This window comes from Pedobacter aquatilis (assembly GCF_032678425.1).
Classification (GTDB): domain Bacteria; phylum Bacteroidota; class Bacteroidia; order Sphingobacteriales; family Sphingobacteriaceae; genus Pedobacter; species Pedobacter aquatilis_B.
On sequence record NZ_JAVTSG010000001.1, the window covers coordinates 33,387 to 51,023 of the forward strand.

Below are 17,637 nucleotides of genomic sequence, written 5' to 3' on the forward strand. Positions count from 1 at the left end.
CATCATAATTTTGTTTGGCGAAATTTTATAACTCTTCCCATACTCCTTTCGAGTAATTGAAATGTTATCCGCAAAAGTTATAGTATACCTCACAAACCACTTTGTAATCGCGTGGTTGTTTCTATCTTTGTAAGCAATTTTAAGCCTGGTACAATTTCTAATCTTAAAGGCTTTCTGCACAAAACATTATTAAAACATTATAGAAAACGAGCATGTCTGACGAGAAGATAATATTTTCAATGGCTGGCGTAAATAAGATTTACCCACCACAAAAACAGGTTTTAAAAAATATTTACTTATCATTTTTTTACGGCGCTAAAATTGGTGTTATCGGTTTAAATGGCTCTGGTAAATCATCATTATTAAAAATTATTGCGGGTTTAGATAAAACCTATCAAGGAGAAGTTGTTTTCTCTCCAGGTTACTCTGTTGGATATTTAGCACAGGAACCAATTCTAGATCCTGAAAAAACAGTACGCGAAGTTGTTGAAGAAGGTGTAGCAGAAGTTACTGCGATTTTAAAAGAATACGAAGAAATTAACGAGGCTTTTGGTTTAGAGGAAAATTACTCTGACCCTGATGCAATGGATAAATTGATGACCAGACAAGGCGAGCTTCAAGATAAAATTGATGCTTTAGGTGCATGGGAAATTGATTCGAAATTGGAAAGAGCGATGGATGCGTTACGTTGTCCGGACCCTGAAACCAAAATAGGCGTATTATCTGGAGGTGAACGTCGCCGCGTGGCAATGTGCCGCTTACTTTTACAACATCCTGATGTTTTATTATTAGATGAGCCAACCAACCACTTGGACGCTGAAAGTATCGATTGGTTAGAGCAATTCTTACAAAACTACGAAGGTACAGTAATTGCCGTAACCCACGATAGATACTTCTTAGATAACGTTGCAGGCTGGATTTTAGAATTAGATCGTGGCGAAGGTATTCCATGGAAAGGAAATTATAGCAGCTGGTTAGATCAGAAAGCAAAACGTTTAGCGCAAGAGGAAAAAACGGAAAGCAAACGCCAGAAAACTTTAGAACGTGAGCTTGAATGGGTGCGTATGGCACCAAAAGCCCGTCATGCAAAATCTAAAGCCCGTATTGCGAACTATGATAAATTGGCATCAGAAGACGGAAGAGAAAGAGAAGACAAATTAGAACTTTTCATTCCTGCCGGACCAAGACTAGGTAATGTTGTAATCGAGGCCACCAACGTAACCAAATCTTACGGTGATAAAGTTTTGTTTGATAACTTAAACTTTTCACTTCCACCTGCCGGAATCGTTGGAATTATTGGCCCGAACGGTGCGGGTAAAACAACACTTTTCCGTTTAATTACTGGGCAAGAAGAAGCTGATAACGGAACTTTCCGCGTTGGAGAAACAGTTGAATTGGGTTATGTAGACCAAATGCACAATGATTTGGATGCAGATAAAACCGTTTACGAAAACATTACCGATGGCTTGGATAATATCCAACTTGGAAATAAGGCCGTAAACGGACGGGCTTATGTTTCAAAATTTAACTTTAATGGCGGCGACCAACAGAAAAAAGTGGGCATTTTATCAGGTGGAGAACGTAACCGTGTTCACTTAGCCATAACTTTGAAAAAAGGTGCTAATGTGCTTTTACTCGATGAGCCAACAAATGATATTGATGTAAATACATTACGTGCGCTAGAAGAAGCTTTAGAAAACTTTGGTGGTTGTGCAGTAGTGATTAGTCACGATAGATGGTTCCTGGATAGAATTTGTACACACATTTTGGCTTTTGAAGGAAACTCTGAAGTATATTTCTTTGAAGGAAATTATTCTGACTATGAAGAAAATAGAAAGAAACGCTTGGGTGATGTTACGCCGAAACGCATTCGTTATAAAAAACTAGATTAATAAAAAACTCCCGATGAAAATCGGGAGTTTTTTTTTGACAACTTATTTTCCTATAGTTTCTTTATCGCCTCATCGGTTACCTTTTCCATAATCTTGTAACCAGCCAAATTTGGGTGAACGCCATCAGTTGTATATTCCGATTTTTGGCCATTTCTTTCATCAACCAAAGGTGTAAAATAATCCAAAATGGTTAAGTTTTCTTCTTTTGCATAAGCAACTATTTCTTTATTTAAGGAGATAATTTGGTCTGCTGCATTTTTCAAATTTTTATTCCATGGATATTCATAAATGGGTAAATACTTGCAGAGAATAACTTTAATATTATGAATCTTAGCCAATTCAGACATGCTTTTAATATTGTCCAAAATTGTTTTATTCGTAACATGCCCCTTGCTTCCTGCTAAATCATTACTTCCGGCTAAAATTATTACTGCATGTGGTTTTAAATCGATTACATCCTGTTTAAACCTGATTAGCAATTGAGGAGATATTTGTCCACTTACACCTCTATCAATATAAGTGTTGTTATTAAAATATGTAGGATTTTTTTGTTTCCATAATTCAAAAATCGAACTTCCTAAAAAAACAACTCGCTTCTCTCCTTTCTTTGGCAAACCAATTTCTGCATTTTCTTTCTTGTATTTTGATAAAGCTGCCCAATCATCAGATAAATCTTCAGTAACTTTTTTTTGAGCACAAGAGGCACTGATTCCAAGAATAAACAGAATCATCGATAATTTTATATTCATATAAATATATTAATAAGTTAAACTATTTTTTTTCCTCCCTCGGACCTCTTTTATAAATAACCAATCCGTTTAAGAAATTACGAAGAATCTGATCGCCACAAGGTTTAAAGTTTTCGTGATCATCATTACGAAAAATATCTCCTAATTCTGCCTTAGTAACCTTAAAACCAACTAAATCACAAATAGTAATGATATCTTCTGTTTTCAAAGAAAGTGCTACTCTTAATTTTTTTAATATATCGTTATTGCTCATATTTTAATTTTGAATGAATGAATTTCTCGAATGAGTGAATTGCTAACTTGCCTGTCTTTTTTTCCAACTAACCAACTAACTCGCCACCTCTAGTTTAAGTTTTTTACCTTTTATTTTCTCGCCGCTTAAAGCTTTCAAAAGTTTATCAACCTTAATTCTCTTAACGGCAACATAACTGGCTGTATCTTTCACTTCTATTAAGCCCAAATCTTCTTTAGCTAAACCACCTTTTTGAAGAAATAAGCCTACAATATCAATCTTGTTAATCTTATCTTTTTTGCCATTGGCAATGTACAAAGTTACCCACTCGCTTGCCTCTGGCATTTTATATTTTTCGCCAAGTTTTTCTTCCTCAATATCCTCAGGTAAATACTTATAGTTTTCATCATCAGTTAAAATCGCATAAGCAGTACCTTTAGCGTTCATTCTCGCCGTACGCCCGTTACGATGAATATAAGCGTCTTCTGTGTAAGGAAGTTGATAATGTACAATATGCTCTACTTCTGGAATATCTAAACCACGAGCCGCTAAGTCTGTTGTGACTAGAATTTTATGACTACCGTTTCTAAATTTTAAAAGTGATTTCTCTCTATCAAACTGTTCCATGCCACCATGAAAAACATCGTGCTCTAAACCTTTCTGAAAAAGTAAATCGCTAATCCTGTCTACTGTTTCGCGGTGATTACAAAAAACAAGTGTATTCTTGCCACCGATTTTACTCAGTAATTTGAATAGAACATCAAGTTTATCGGCAGCAGTTGGCGCAACAACTTTTTTTAATAGCAAATCGGGCTTAACTTTAACATCTTTTGAGAAATCAATTTCTACCGGTTCGGCTATTTTTACGAATGATGGAATTTCTTCCATTTTCGTAGCTGATGTAAGTATTCTCTGGCTTAGGGATAATAACGAACCAATGATGTACGACATATCCTGCTCAAAACCGAACTCCAACGATTTATCAAACTCATCAAGAATTAAAGTTTCAACGAAAGATTCATCAAAGTTTTGATGGTCTAAATGGTAAGCAATCCTTCCGGGCGTACCGATTAAAACCGCAGGCGGGTGCGCAAGATTATTTTTTTCGATACGAACAGCATGGCCACCATAACAGCAATTTACTTTATATGCTGTACCCATTTGCTTAAAAACCTGCTCAATTTGTAAAGCTAATTCTCTTGATGGCACTAAAACCAATGCCTGAACACCTTTCACATCAGGCTTAAGTTTAGAAAGCAAAGGCAAAAGAAATGCAAGTGTTTTCCCTGAGCCGGTTGGCGCAATTAATACAATATCCTGATTTGATTTTGCAGCATCTACAGATGCTTTCTGCATCTCATTTAAGGCTGTAATATTTAATCGTTTTAACGCATGTTCTACCATTACGCCAAAGATAAGCATTTACATTTTTGGTAACTAGAATTAAGAATTTTAGAAAATTCGCTTTAATCTTCTGATTACTGAAAAGCTCAACTTCTTTTCGAGCAACATCAGCATTTGTCCTCTTTTAGACATTGAGCTTAAAACTTTCTCATTAACGGCATCAACTGACGAAATAATTCTTTCAGTTAAATCATCTGTAAATTTATTAGCCCTACTTTGTTGTAACAATTGCAATTCCTGAATAAGTTCTGCTTTCATGGCAATAAGATTTTATAATGTTGTTATATAAATGTAACGTTTAATAAATTGAAATTGTTGCTAAAAGTTTTAAAACGATAAAAAAATCATTCATAACCTGTTGATAACTAATATTTTGTTAGCAAATAAACAACCTCCTATTAATACAGATTTAACTTTTAGCCCTTATTTTTATAAAAACCTGATTACCATTTGTTAACCTCAAAAAAACCACACCTATGACCTGGAAAAAATTTAGTGGCGAAGTAATCCAATCCTCAATCCTCGAAGAAGTAGAACAAGCTATCATCAGAGAAACAGAAAATGGCTACAAGTTAAAAGTTTGTATCGGAACAGACTCTCAAGTTAAAGGCCTAATAACCGATTTTGCTACCGTTATTGTATTGTTAAGAGAGCATCATGGTGGCTTTATGTACATCCATCAGGAAAAATCAGCGCAACAAGTTAGCATTAAAGAAAGAATGTTGATGGAAGTTCAAAAATCTATTGAAACTGCCTACTCCATCTGCGATTTACTTGATATTTATGATGTTGGTTTAGAAGTGCACGCCGATATTAACACGAATCCATCATTTAAATCAAACAAAGCATTGAATGATGCTATGGGTTATATTTTAAGTATGGGTTTTATTTTTAAAGCAAAACCAGAAGCCTTTGCAAGTTCTACCTGCGCAGATAAAATGGTGCATTAGATTTTGAGTTGATAATTTTCTAAGTTTGATAGCAACAAAACCCGTTTTTGGCTGTTGTGTTATAAACTTACAATTTGAAAACTTACCGCTTAGAATTTATTCAAAAAATCCCAGTGGATTTAGATACCGCTTGGGACTTTTTTTCATCTCCATTAAATTTATCTGAAATTACACCAGAAAGTATGACATTTGATGTAACTTCTCCAATAAAAAAAGATGAAAAAATGTACCCAGGAATGATTATAACCTATAAAGTAGCGCCGATACTTGGCGTGAAACTAAATTGGATGACAGAAATAACTCATGTAAAGGATAAAGACTATTTTATTGATGAGCAGCGTTTTGGTCCTTTTGCATTTTGGCACCACAACCACCAGTTTAAATCAACTGAAGGCGGTGTTTTAATGCATGATATTCTTCATTATGCAATTGGATATGGTTTTATCGGTACAATCGCAAATGAAATAATGGTTGCTAAAAAAGTTAACGAAATATTTAATTTCAGGCAAAAAAAGGTTGAAGAACTATTTGGCAAAATTTAATGCTTACCATTTTTTGGTCGATATACTTTCCGCTTTTCTAGGTTGAGCCACTACCTGAGCGGTCGCTAAGGTTTTTTTAAAATTCTCGCCCAATTTAACAGCTTTTGCATACACAGTTTCAGTTATGTCTTTCCAGGCTCCGGCAGATAATTTGCCAGGCGTTTTCTCCAAAGGTGTAGCAATATTGGTGGTCGCTACGTAATTTCCATATCGGTCTCGGTTATAAGGAATATAGGTTAAATCTGTAATCCAGTATCGGTATTTACCGTCTCTCGCCTCAAAATTAAAGGTATAATTAACTTCTCCGCTTGGATGCGAAGCCACCAAAATGGTTTTATCAATAATCATCCTTCCTTCAGAAATAATAGAACTATCAGTTAAAATCGATTTTAAAAAAGACTTTTTATTGATCTTTGTAAAGTTTTCTGCCCTTTGTACTAAACTATCCTTGTTTATTTTAACATCCACAACTTCGTAGTAAACATATTTGCCACGCTCATCCAAAGTAAATTGTTTTTGTTGCGCAAATCCGCAAAGGGATAAAAAAGAAAAAAATAGAACCAAACTGTATTTCATAATAAATAAAGATAATAAAAAGCCGCCGGCTTAAATTAACCGGCGGCATTATTTGGAGAGAAACTAATCTTTTAAAATGCGTAAACCGCAGCTAGAGAGAACTGACCAGCGTTTGGTGCAGCACCTCCGGTTTTGTTCATAAATGGTTTATCGCCATTATGATCTAACCTAACCTCTGGGATAAATGTTAAACCTCCAGATTTAATATTAGCTGTTAAAGTTAACCCTGTGTATGCCGTTCCGGCAACTGCGCCAACATCTTTAGTTTTAAAATATTCACCTCTTAAACCTAATGTTACTGCATCAGCAACCGCAACCTGTGGATATAAAGCAACTCCTGCATAACCACCTGCATCATCGGCCATATCATAATTTGCTGCATTTAAACCTAATTTGAATGCTTTTGTAATTTGGTATGATGTTGTTAAATCTACAATTGTTCCATAACCATATGGGTCAGCTCCTGTTAGGGCATTAATATAAGCGGTCCAACCTTCAACTGGTGCAATCATTAATTGACCACCAACACTTGATACGCCTCTGGTGGCGCTATATAAATTCCAATCGTTAAACAAACCAGCCATTAAACTAACTTTATCAGAGAATTTATAGGTTGCCTTGATACCTGCATTTTGGAACGGACCATTTGTAAATAAGTAAGAAGTTGAATAGTTGAAGTTTCCTACCGGAGAGATTACTTCGTATCCAATAAACGTTCCCATATATCCGGCAGTCATGGCGAACTTATCCGAGAAATCGTAATTCACATATAAGTTCTGAATGTGGAATGAAGAACCGCCACCTGCTGCATCCGGTATAGATTGCGATTGTCCGCGTGGGCCAAAAGAAATCTCACCTACAAATGAAGCTTTACCAGTTTTTTTCTTCAATACCAAATCTAACATCCCTAAAGAAACCGAGTTATGATCAGAAACAAAGGAAGTAGGAATATTAGGCATTTTTGCAAAATCGTACTTGTAATACGTATCTACTGAACCAGAAAATTCTAATGGTGACGTGGGCGCCTCTTGAGCCAGGGCACACGTAGTGCATGCCATACCAAATATGGCTGATAATAATTTTTTCATGTTTGAGCTATGAGTGGGTTTAGATATAAATTTTTGCTTATAAAGCTTCTTGAGCTGGTGCATGAGAGCTTACATAAGCAGCTCTTTCATCAACCAATAATGTTCCCTGACTGTATTTTTCGTTATGTTGTGAAGCATCAAGTCCCATTTCTTCTTCTTCATCAGATACTCTGATTGGATTAATCAGGTTAACCAATTTGAAAATTACAAATGATACCACGAAACTGAATGCAATTACAATAACCGCACCTTTTAATTGCGTTATGAAGAATTCAACATTACCATACAATAAACCATCTGCACCGGCAGCGTTTACAGTTTTAGTAGCGAAAACGCCAGTCAATAACATACCAACAATACCACCAACACCGTGACAAGGGAAAACGTCTAATGTATCATCAAGACTGGTTTTTTGCTTCCATGAAACGACAAGGTTAGAAATTACTGCAGCAATTACTCCAATAAAAATACTTGATGGAATGCTTACGAAACCTGCTCCTGGTGTAATGGCTACCAAACCAACAACAGCACCGATACAGAAACCTAAAACTGAAGGTTTTTTACCTCTTGCAACATCAAAAAACATCCATGATAAACCAGCAGCTCCCGCAGCAGTATTTGTAGTTAAGAAAGCAGAAACCGCTAAACTTCCGGCACCTAATGCAGAACCAGCATTAAAGCCAAACCAACCGAACCATAATAAACCTGTACCAATTAATACATACGGAATATTTGCTGGTGGAACTTCTTTATGCTCTAAGTGAGATTTTCTACGTTTTAAAACCAATGCGCCAGCTAATGCAGCCATACCAGCAGAAATGTGAACTACTGTACCACCTGCAAAATCTAACACACCCATTTTCAACAAGAAACCTTGTGGATGCCAAGTCCAGTGTGCCAACGGAGAATAAACAAAGATTGCGAATAAAACAATGAATAAAATGTAAGATGTAAAACGAATACGTTCAGCAACAGCACCAACCACTAATCCTGGTGTAATAATGGCAAACATTAGTTGAAATACCGCAAATAATGAAAGTGGAATCGTTAAATCAGCACCACCTTGTAAATGCGGAGCGCCAGAATTTACACCTTTAAAAAAGAAGAAAGTTGATGGATCTCCTAAAAATCCGCCAATTGTATCTCCAAATGCTAAACTGAAACCAACAACTATCCATAATACAGTGATAACACCTGCGGCTACAACACTTTTAATCATTGTCGACAGAACATTTTTACGATGAACCATACCACCATAGAAAAATGCAAGCCCTGGAGTCATTAAAAATACTAGAGCAGCGGCAATTAAAATGAAAGCGATGTCGGGTCCGCTGTATTTTCCTTCATCAAAATTAGGAAGAAGCGGAACAAATAGAGCCATTACTGCGAAAATCATGAGAATCACAAATGGTGCATACTGTTTTACTAGAATTTTAGCCATAGTTTTAAGTTTATTTTGTTTGGTTGAATAAATATTATATTATTTTCATAATTGTTTCGATAAAAATACAACATATTGTAATTTTTACACTATTAAATCAAATAATTATAACAAAAAACAATAATTTTTATAAAAACAATCAAATTTCAACTCAAAAAATAGGATAAATAGAAAAAACATTAAATTTAAATAGCAAATTTTACGAAAAACAAAAACACATATTTTTAGATAATTGTACGATTTTAACAGAATTATATAAAAAATTAGCATTATAAATAGCCATAAAACAAAAAAACCCACAAAAATTTGCAGGTTTCAACAAAATTATAAGGTAAATATCAATTTCAAGCAGAATACTCAGAACCCTGAATAACACCACGCTTTTCTATCTCTTTATCCATATACGTTTGAATTGCTGATTTATTTAAGCCCCAATTTGGCGCAATAAGTAAATCCCAATCAGAAATACCGAAAAGTCTTTGAATTACAATATCTGGTCTGAGCAACGGAATCAATTCGCAAAGCAAATCCGTATATTCTTCTAGCGTAAAAAGCTTAAATGGTTGTTTTTTATATTTTACACCCATAATCGAACCCTCTACTACATGTAAATGGTGAAATTTCACAAATTTTATCTGTGGAAAACGATTGATTTCGTGAATATAGCCTTTCATCATCTCTTTGGTTTCCCATGGAAAGCCAAAAATGGTATGAACGCACAAATCGAGTCTAGTATTTTCAAGTAGTTTTACCGCTTTAACAAACTCACCATGACTGCAACCTCTGTTTATCTGCTCTAAAGTTTCATCGTAAATAGATTCCATCCCCATTTCCAAATCCACATCAAATCTATCGGTATAACTTTCTAATAGAGCTACCTTTTCGGCATCGATACAATCCGGACGTGTACCCACCGCGAAACCCACAATATCTTCGGTATTTATAGAGAGTGCTTCATCGTACATCATCTTCAAATAATGTACCGGCGCATAGGTATTTGTATTCGGCTGAAAGTAAACAATGTATTTATCGGCTCTATAAGAGTTTTTGGCTCTCGCCATGCCCTCCGCAAGCTGATCTTTTATAGCTGGGTTTTTTCTGGATGGTTCTGGCGTGAAAGAATCAACATTACAATACGTACAACCGCCGTATCCCTTACTCCCATCACGGTTTGGACAGGTAAAACCGCCATCAACAATTACTTTAAAAACACGTTGCCCGTTATATTTTTCTCGCAAGTGTGTGCCGTAATTTTTATAACCCTTTATCCCTAAATCTACTTGTGTTCCCATTGCCACAAAAATACAAATAAGAATCGGGCTTTATTTAAACATCAATTTATTTTGAAAATGAAATGATTTGACTAAAACTCACCAGTTTTTAAAGTTTGGAAAGCAAAGATAGTGGAAGTATTACCGTTAGTCCCGTCAGCTGCTCATACCTGCCTGCGGTAGGTAGGCGCCTGCAGGCCTTCCCCACAAAGGCTGGTATCCGCGTTTGCCGGGTTTAGAAACGAAGTTACTTGCAATACAATAACCAATCTAAACCCGACCGGCAGCGGTATGCCGATTTTTCTTCGGCATTTAGCAAAGGGCGGGACCAGAGTAACCGATAAAAAACAGAACCTTGCTTTTCAAATTATTTTTGCACAAAAAAAAGGAGCGAATAAATCCACTCCTTATATATATGTATAACCTTAGAAATATTAGGCCTTTTTCCTATTAATAAAAAGATAAACAGGAACGCCCAATAAAACGATTAAAAGACCCGGCCAGGTATATTGTTGTTTATAAATAAGAAGCAAAATGCAGAATGCAGCACCAATTAATAAATATAAAATTGGTGTTACCGGATATAACCAGGTTTTATAAGGCCTTTCTAAATCGGGTTTTTTAAACCTTAAATAAATGACCCCGAAAACGGTTATCATATAAAATAACACGATAACGAAAGAAATCATATCTAAAAGATTCCCATATTGACCACTCAAACATAGTAATGATGCCCAAATACCCTGCATCCAAAGTGATTTTGCCGGAACGCCATTTTTGTTATTTTCTATCGCTGCCTTAAAGAACATACCATCTTTAGCCATCGTTTGGAACACTCTTGAGCCAGCCAACACAATTCCGTTAACGCAACCGAAGGTAGAAATCATTACCAATACAGCAATTACGATTGTACCAACACCACTACCAAAAATCTGTTCAGATACAACTACCGCTACCCTATCGTTAACCGCAAAAGCAATCCCATCTCTATCCAAACTATTCAGATAAACGAAATTGATTAACAAATAAAGAATCATTACGGCAGAGGTTCCCAAAACCATTGCCCTCACAACGTTTTTCTTTGGGTTTTCAATTTCGCCTGATACGAAGGTTACGTTTTCCCAGGCTACGCTTGAAAAAACAGAACCAACCATTGCAGCAGCAATTCCGCCCATTACCGTCATACCAGAAATAGATTCCCAACCTGATTTGGTAAAACTACCTCCAAAATCTGTTTTAAGGTTGTTAAAAGCATTCCAACCAAAAGCCATATTGCCCGACCAAAAGCTGTTTTTAACCAAAAGGAAACCCAATATAATTAAGCCTAATAAAGCCACAATTTTAGAGCCTGTAAAAATATTTTGCAACCATTTCCCGCTTTCTACACCTTTGGTGTTTATATAGGTAAGCAGTAAAATAACAACAATGGCTAGAATCTGTATCCAGGTAATTTTATAACTGCCACTTTGAAAAATTGGCGCAGCATCATTTAAAGCTGGAATTAGATAAGCTGTAAATTTCCCAAATGCAACTGCAACCGCAGCGATAGTTCCGGTTTGTATAACGGTAAACATACCCCAACCATAAAGGAAACCCATCATTTTGCCGAAAATTTCTTTTAGATAAGTATATTGTCCGCCAGCTTTTGGAAAAACAGCAGATAACTCACCATAAGAAATTGCGGCGGCAACTGTCATTATACCCGTAATTACCCAAACAACAATTAACCAATAACCAGAGCCTAAGTTTCTCATAATATCGGCACTTACGATAAAAATCCCGCTGCCAATCATAGAGCCCATTACCAGCATTGCTGCATCAAAAAGTCCAAGCTTCTTCTTAACAGGTCCTTTCCCCTCTAATTTTTCCATGTTTTAAATTGTTTTGTTTAGGTTTAGTTGCGGCTAATTTATTTAAAAAATCTAATTAGCAAGCTTATTAGATTGTATTATTTTAATGAAACAGAAAAATATTTATTGCTTCGTTAAATTTTATCTATCTAGTAATCAGTAGAAAATTATTTTATTATATTGCTAAACTAATAACCAAAACTAAACGATTAATTGTTTGCGATTTAAGTACCAACCATACTTAATATATATGAGTAAGCAAACATGAAATCAACAAATCAAAAACCAAATATTAACTATGGATTTTCTACAAAACAATTTAATTTATGCTGTTCCGGCTTTAGGGCTAATTGGAATTATCGTTATGATGATTAAAAGCGCATGGGTGAGCAAGCAAGATGCGGGCGACAAAAACATGCAAGAACTTGCCGGCTATATTGCCGACGGCGCAATGGCTTTTTTAAAAGCCGAGTGGAGGGTGCTCAGTATTTTTGCTGTGTTTACCGCTGCTTTATTAGCGTACTCAGGTACAATTACCGAAATTAATGGCGTGCCAATGCATTCGAGTTGGATAATTTCAATTTCTTTTATAATTGGTGCTGTTTTTTCTGCTACCGCAGGATATATTGGAATGAAAGCCGCTACAAAGGCAAATGTTAGAACCACACAGGCCGCAAGAACAAGTCTAAAGCAGGCATTAAAAGTATCATTTACCGGAGGTACGGTAATGGGATTAGGTGTTGCGGGTTTAGCAGTTTTAGGTTTAGGTGGATTATTCATCGTTTTTCTTTCTTACTTCGATGTAATCGGGACAGATGGCGCAGTTAGCGTTTTAAATATGAAAACTGCTATTGAAGTTTTAACTGGTTTCTCATTAGGGGCAGAATCAATTGCATTATTTGCCCGCGTTGGTGGCGGTATTTACACTAAAGCTGCTGATGTTGGCGCCGATTTAGTTGGAAAAGTAGAAGCGGGAATCCCGGAAGACGATGTACGTAACCCCGCAACAATTGCAGATAATGTTGGTGATAACGTTGGTGATGTTGCCGGAATGGGTGCCGATTTATTCGGATCATACGTAGCAACAATTTTAGCAACAATGGTGCTAGGACAAGAAATCAGCGTAAAAGATAACTTTGGCGGTATGTCTCCTATTTTATTACCAATGGTGATTTGTGGTTTAGGCATCATCTTTTCTATCATTGGAACTTGGTTCGTAACCATTAAGGATGAAAAATCTAATGTTCAGAATGCATTAAATCTTGGAAATTGGTCATCTATTTTAATAACTGCAATTTCATCTTTCTTTATTGTGAAATGGATGCTTCCTGAAACCTTAAAACTGCGTGGTTATGAGTTTTCGAGCATAAATGTTTTTTATGCAATTATTGTTGGTTTAGTTGTTGGTACAATTATGAGTGTGGTTACCGAATATTTTACAGCTATGGGCAAAAGCCCAGTAAATTCAATCATTCAACAATCTTCAACAGGCCATGCAACAAATATTATTGCAGGTTTATCAGTTGGAATGAAATCTACCGTAATTCCGATTTTAGTTTTAGCAGGCGGAATTATGGCTTCCTATCATTTTGCAGGTTTATATGGTGTTGCAATTGCAGCGGCCGGAATGATGGCAACAACCGCAATGCAATTAGCAATTGATGCTTTCGGACCAATTGCCGATAACGCCGGAGGTATTGCAGAGATGAGCCAGTTACCACCAGAAGTTCGTGAACGTACGGATAATTTAGATGCTGTTGGAAATACTACCGCGGCAACAGGGAAAGGATTTGCAATTGCATCTGCTGCATTAACTTCATTAGCATTATTTGCGGCATTTGTTGGTATTGCTGGTATAACTGCGATAGATATTTACAAAGCACCGGTTTTAGCAGGTTTATTTGTAGGCGGAATGATTCCATTTATTTTCTCTGCACTTTGTATTCAAGCAGTTGGTAAAGCAGCAATGGATATGGTACAGGAAGTTCGTCGCCAATTCCGCGAAATTCCTGGAATTATGGAATATAAAGCAAAACCTGAATATGAGAAGTGCGTTGCCATTTCAACCAAAGCGTCTATCCGCGAAATGATGATGCCGGGCGCAATCGCATTAATAACTCCGGTAATTATTGGTTTTACTTTTGGTCCAGAGGTTTTAGGTGGATTATTAGCAGGGGTTACCGTAACCGGAGTTTTAATGGGTATCTTTCAAAGTAATGCTGGGGGTGCATGGGATAACGCCAAAAAATCTTTCGAGCAAGGCGTTATGATTAATGGCGAAATGCACTATAAAAAATCAGAACCACATAAGGCATCCGTTACTGGCGATACCGTTGGCGATCCTTTTAAAGATACTTCTGGCCCGTCAATGAACATTTTAATCAAATTAATGTCGATTGTTTCATTAGTAATTGCGCCATATATTGCAGTTAAGGCAGGAAATATGCCACAAAAGCTTGAAGTAAGCAAGGAAATTAGAATTGAACGTAAAACAGATAGCTTAGGTAACACAATTACAGACACTTTAATTAACACAACAGACACATTAACACACTAGTTGTAAAATCATAGATATAATCACAATCAAAAGGGGTTTTTAAAAGAATCCCTTTTATTTTTTGGTAATTTTTATTTAGGTTTACCGCTTATTATCATAAATCAACAAACAAAATACTAAACAAACTATGAATCTTAAGAAGCCTATTGATGTGCTTATAGCAGAATCTGCTGAAAGTGGTGAAGGCACGCTCAAACGTACACTGAGCAGTACAAGCCTTGTTGCGCTCGGTATCGGAGCGATTATTGGGGCAGGTTTATTCTCATTAACTGGTATTGCTGCAGCTGATCACGCTGGTCCTGCGGTAACCTTATCATTTGTATTAGCAGCTGTTGGCTGTGCTTTTGCAGGCTTATGTTATGCAGAATTCGCATCAATGATTCCTGTAGCAGGTAGTGCTTATACTTATTCTTACGCAACCATGGGCGAATTTATGGCCTGGGTTATCGGTTGGGATTTAGTATTGGAATATGCATTGGGCGCCGCAACTGTTGGTGTTTCCTGGTCTGGATATTTCAATAAATTACTACACGAGTTTGGTATGGAAATGCCACTATACCTCACAAAATCATTTGCTGAAGTAGATGGCGGAGGTGTAAATCTTCCGGCTGTAGTTATTGTTTCGTTATTATCTTTAATGTTGATCAGAGGTACTAAAGAGTCAGCAAGCCTTAACAACATTTTAGTTATTGTAAAAGTAGCTGTAGTAATCATCTTCATCGCTTTAGGATGGAAATTTATTAACCCTGCTAACCACACACCATATATCCCTGCAAACACCGGAGTTAAAGGTGAGTTTGGTATTTCTGGTATTGCAGCTGGTGCAGCTTTAGTATTCTTCGCATTTATAGGTTTTGATGCCGTTTCTACTGCTGCGCAGGAAGCTAAAAACCCACAAAAAGGTATGCCAATTGGTATTTTGGGTTCATTAGTCGTTTGTACAATTCTTTATGTTTTGTTCGCTCACGTAATGACAGGCTTAGTACCATTCTCAATATTTAAAGGTGATGCTTCTCCTGCTGCTACAGCATTTAAAGTTACGGGTTATGGCTGGTTACAAATGGGCTTAATCATTGCAATTCTTGCTGGTTACACCTCAGTAATCTTAGTAATGTTAATGGGACAATCAAGAGTATTTTATACCATGTCGAAAGATGGTTTATTACCAAAATTCTTTAGCACTATCCACAGCACATTTAGAACGCCATTTAAAACAAACTTATTTTTCATGGTATTTGTGAGTATTTTCGCAGGTTTTGTTCCAGTAACTGATTTAGGTCACATGGTATCAATCGGTACATTGTTCGCATTCTCATTAGTGTGTATTGGTGTAATGTTACTACGTAAAACCGACCCAAACAGACCTCGTCCATTCAGAACACCATTAGTACCATTTGTACCAATTATGGGTGTGGTAGTATGCGTTTATTTAATGTCATCATTACCAATTGAAGCATGGATTAGACTTGCACTTTGGATGGGATTAGGTGTTGCTATCTATTTCTTCTACGGTAAGAAAAATTCTGTATTAGGAAATAAAGGAATAGTTGTTGAACCAACCGACCCACCTAAACCAGAATTATAGTTTAAATAATATTGAAGCCCCGAATTATCGGGGCTTTTTTTTATGCCAATTATTTCTTTAAGGATTTATTTGCTCTACATTTGCAAAAAAACCTTTGAATGAATCGTTGTTTAATATTTGGCAATCGCTACCTCCTACTTGCTGCATTTATCCTGGTATTTTCCTTTGGAACATTTGCCCAAAGAACAATAAACGACGTTATGGATTCTACGGTAGTAAACCATTTATTAATCATTTCTAAAAAATATGGCTCACTTTCTTTCAGTGGATATTTACAGCCACAATTTCAAATAGCGCAGTCAAATGGTACTTTAGCCGAATATCAAGGCGGCAACTTTGGAGAAAATACAAGCAACCGTTTTCGTTTAAGAAGAGGCAGATTAAGGGCAGATTATATGATGCTCACCGAAGAAGGTGCACCTTCAACCTATTTTGTACTTCAATTTGATGGAACAGAACAAGGTGTTGCAGTAAGAGATTTCTGGGGCAGATATTACGAGAATGAATGGAAGATTTTATATGTAACATTAGGTTTATCAGGCCGTCCGTTTGGTAACGAGCTTCAATTATCATCATCCGTTCGGGAAGCACCTGAACGCGGCCGGATGTCGCAGATTTTAATGAAAACTGAACGCGATTTAGGTGTAACTTTTACATTAAACCCTAGGTGGAAAGATGCAAAATTGAAAAATATTGTACTGGATTTGGGAATTTACAACGGTCAGGGTTTGGCTGGCCCAGCCGAATTTGATAACAGTAAAGACTTCATTTTCAGGTTGAGCCACAAGCCATATACAATAAAGCGCACACCCATCTCTATCGCGGGTGGCATTAGCACTTTACAAGGTGGTTTAAATCATCGCTTACCAGTAAGCTATAAAATGAAAAACATTAATGATTTGTGGTCGATGGTTAAAGATTCATCTGCAAATACAATTAATGCGGTTGCCCCTAGGCGCTACTATGGTGCAGACATTCAACTTGCAACAACTTACGAAAGCTGGAAATCAGAACTTAGGGCAGAAGTTATTTCCGGTTTACAAACCGGAACGGCAATAACTTCAACTACTCCGGGTTCTTATCCGGTAGATAATAAATCGATTGCGCTACCTTATTACACCCGAAATTTTAAAGGTGCCTACGTAACTTTTGTACAAACTTTAAACAGCACCAGTAACCAATTAATTTTAAAATACGATTGCTATGATCCAAATTCAAAAGTAAGGGGAATGGAAGTTAATGCAGCACAAGGACTTTCTGCTGCCGATGTCCGCTTTGATACTTTCGGTTTTGGTTTTTTGCACCATTTTAATCCTCACTTTAAAGCTGTTCTTTATTATGATATGATTAAAAATGAATCGACACAAATTTCTGGTTACGAAAACGACAGGAAAGACAATGTACTTACTTTACGCACCCAGTTTTATTTCTAGATAATTAATATAGCGTTACAACAAAATGCTATAACTTTACTTAAAATTACTGTATATGAAATAGCCT

The 17,637-nt window shown here is 36.4% G+C and carries 15 protein-coding genes; 6 read left to right on the forward strand and 9 right to left on the reverse strand.

Features of this window, described 5'->3' with window-relative positions:
- Positions 1 to 212 precede the first annotated feature (212 nt).
- Positions 213 to 1,892, forward strand: a complete 1,680-nt coding sequence (gene ettA / locus R2Q16_RS00135) for an energy-dependent translational throttle protein EttA (RefSeq protein WP_316734425.1) — start codon at positions 213 to 215, stop codon at positions 1,890 to 1,892.
- A 50-nt stretch (positions 1,893 to 1,942) separates the two neighbouring features.
- On the opposite strand, the gene R2Q16_RS00140 is transcribed toward ettA, so the two are convergent.
- From R2Q16_RS00140 to R2Q16_RS00155, 4 genes are all read right to left on the reverse strand, one after another.
- Complete coding sequence (locus R2Q16_RS00140; protein ID WP_316734426.1) at positions 1,943 to 2,641, reverse strand: GDSL-type esterase/lipase family protein; 699 nt, start codon at positions 2,639 to 2,641, stop codon at positions 1,943 to 1,945.
- Between the two features lie 22 nt (positions 2,642 to 2,663).
- A complete protein-coding gene (locus R2Q16_RS00145; RefSeq protein WP_123205800.1) occupies positions 2,664 to 2,894 on the reverse strand; it encodes a DUF1456 family protein in 231 nt (76 codons plus the stop codon).
- Positions 2,895 to 2,969: 75 nt separating this feature from the next.
- The gene (locus R2Q16_RS00150) at positions 2,970 to 4,295 is read right to left on the reverse strand and encodes a DEAD/DEAH box helicase (protein WP_316734427.1); all 1,326 of its coding nucleotides are present in this window, start codon (positions 4,293 to 4,295) and stop codon (positions 2,970 to 2,972) included.
- A 30-nt stretch (positions 4,296 to 4,325) separates the two neighbouring features.
- The gene (locus R2Q16_RS00155; RefSeq protein WP_316734428.1) at positions 4,326 to 4,535 is read right to left on the reverse strand and encodes a hypothetical protein; all 210 of its coding nucleotides are present in this window, start codon (positions 4,533 to 4,535) and stop codon (positions 4,326 to 4,328) included.
- A 218-nt stretch (positions 4,536 to 4,753) separates the two neighbouring features.
- Here R2Q16_RS00155 and R2Q16_RS00160 point away from each other — a divergent pair, with 218 nt between their 5' ends.
- Both R2Q16_RS00160 and R2Q16_RS00165 read left to right on the forward strand, forming a co-directional pair.
- Positions 4,754 to 5,227: a ribonuclease H-like YkuK family protein gene (locus tag R2Q16_RS00160; protein ID WP_316734429.1), complete on the forward strand. Its 474-nt coding sequence runs from the start codon at positions 4,754 to 4,756 to the stop codon at positions 5,225 to 5,227.
- Between the two features lie 74 nt (positions 5,228 to 5,301).
- A complete protein-coding gene (locus R2Q16_RS00165) occupies positions 5,302 to 5,769 on the forward strand; it encodes an SRPBCC family protein (RefSeq protein WP_316734430.1) in 468 nt (155 codons plus the stop codon).
- A 3-nt stretch (positions 5,770 to 5,772) separates the two neighbouring features.
- On the opposite strand, the gene R2Q16_RS00170 is transcribed toward R2Q16_RS00165, so the two are convergent.
- The 5 genes from R2Q16_RS00170 to R2Q16_RS00190 form a co-directional block, all read right to left on the reverse strand.
- A complete protein-coding gene (locus tag R2Q16_RS00170) occupies positions 5,773 to 6,345 on the reverse strand; it encodes a DUF4468 domain-containing protein (protein ID WP_316734431.1) in 573 nt (190 codons plus the stop codon).
- A gap of 71 nt (positions 6,346 to 6,416) precedes the next feature.
- Positions 6,417 to 7,433 carry a porin gene (locus R2Q16_RS00175; RefSeq protein WP_316734432.1) on the reverse strand — a complete coding sequence of 339 codons (1,017 nt, stop codon included), beginning with the start codon at positions 7,431 to 7,433 and terminating at the stop codon, positions 6,417 to 6,419.
- A gap of 37 nt (positions 7,434 to 7,470) precedes the next feature.
- Positions 7,471 to 8,874, reverse strand: coding sequence for an ammonium transporter (locus R2Q16_RS00180; protein WP_316734433.1), 1,404 nt, complete (start codon positions 8,872 to 8,874; stop codon positions 7,471 to 7,473).
- A 344-nt stretch (positions 8,875 to 9,218) separates the two neighbouring features.
- On the reverse strand, positions 9,219 to 10,166 hold the full coding sequence (locus R2Q16_RS00185) for a TIGR01212 family radical SAM protein (RefSeq protein WP_316734434.1): 948 nt from the start codon (positions 10,164 to 10,166) through the stop codon (positions 9,219 to 9,221).
- Between the two features lie 413 nt (positions 10,167 to 10,579).
- The gene (locus R2Q16_RS00190; protein WP_316734435.1) at positions 10,580 to 12,016 is read right to left on the reverse strand and encodes an APC family permease; all 1,437 of its coding nucleotides are present in this window, start codon (positions 12,014 to 12,016) and stop codon (positions 10,580 to 10,582) included.
- Positions 12,017 to 12,293: 277 nt separating this feature from the next.
- Here R2Q16_RS00190 and R2Q16_RS00195 point away from each other — a divergent pair, with 277 nt between their 5' ends.
- The 3 genes from R2Q16_RS00195 to R2Q16_RS00205 all read left to right on the forward strand — a co-directional run bounded on the left by R2Q16_RS00195 (position 12,294) and on the right by R2Q16_RS00205 (position 17,570).
- Positions 12,294 to 14,552 carry a sodium-translocating pyrophosphatase gene (locus tag R2Q16_RS00195; RefSeq protein ID WP_316734436.1) on the forward strand — a complete coding sequence of 753 codons (2,259 nt, stop codon included), beginning with the start codon at positions 12,294 to 12,296 and terminating at the stop codon, positions 14,550 to 14,552.
- 127 nt (positions 14,553 to 14,679) lie between these two features.
- Positions 14,680 to 16,137 (forward strand): amino acid permease, encoded by a 1,458-nt coding sequence (locus R2Q16_RS00200; protein WP_316734437.1) that lies wholly within the window; start codon positions 14,680 to 14,682, stop codon positions 16,135 to 16,137.
- 98 nt (positions 16,138 to 16,235) lie between these two features.
- Positions 16,236 to 17,570, forward strand: coding sequence for a porin (locus tag R2Q16_RS00205; protein ID WP_316734438.1), 1,335 nt, complete (start codon positions 16,236 to 16,238; stop codon positions 17,568 to 17,570).
- Positions 17,571 to 17,637: the final 67 nt, after the last annotated feature.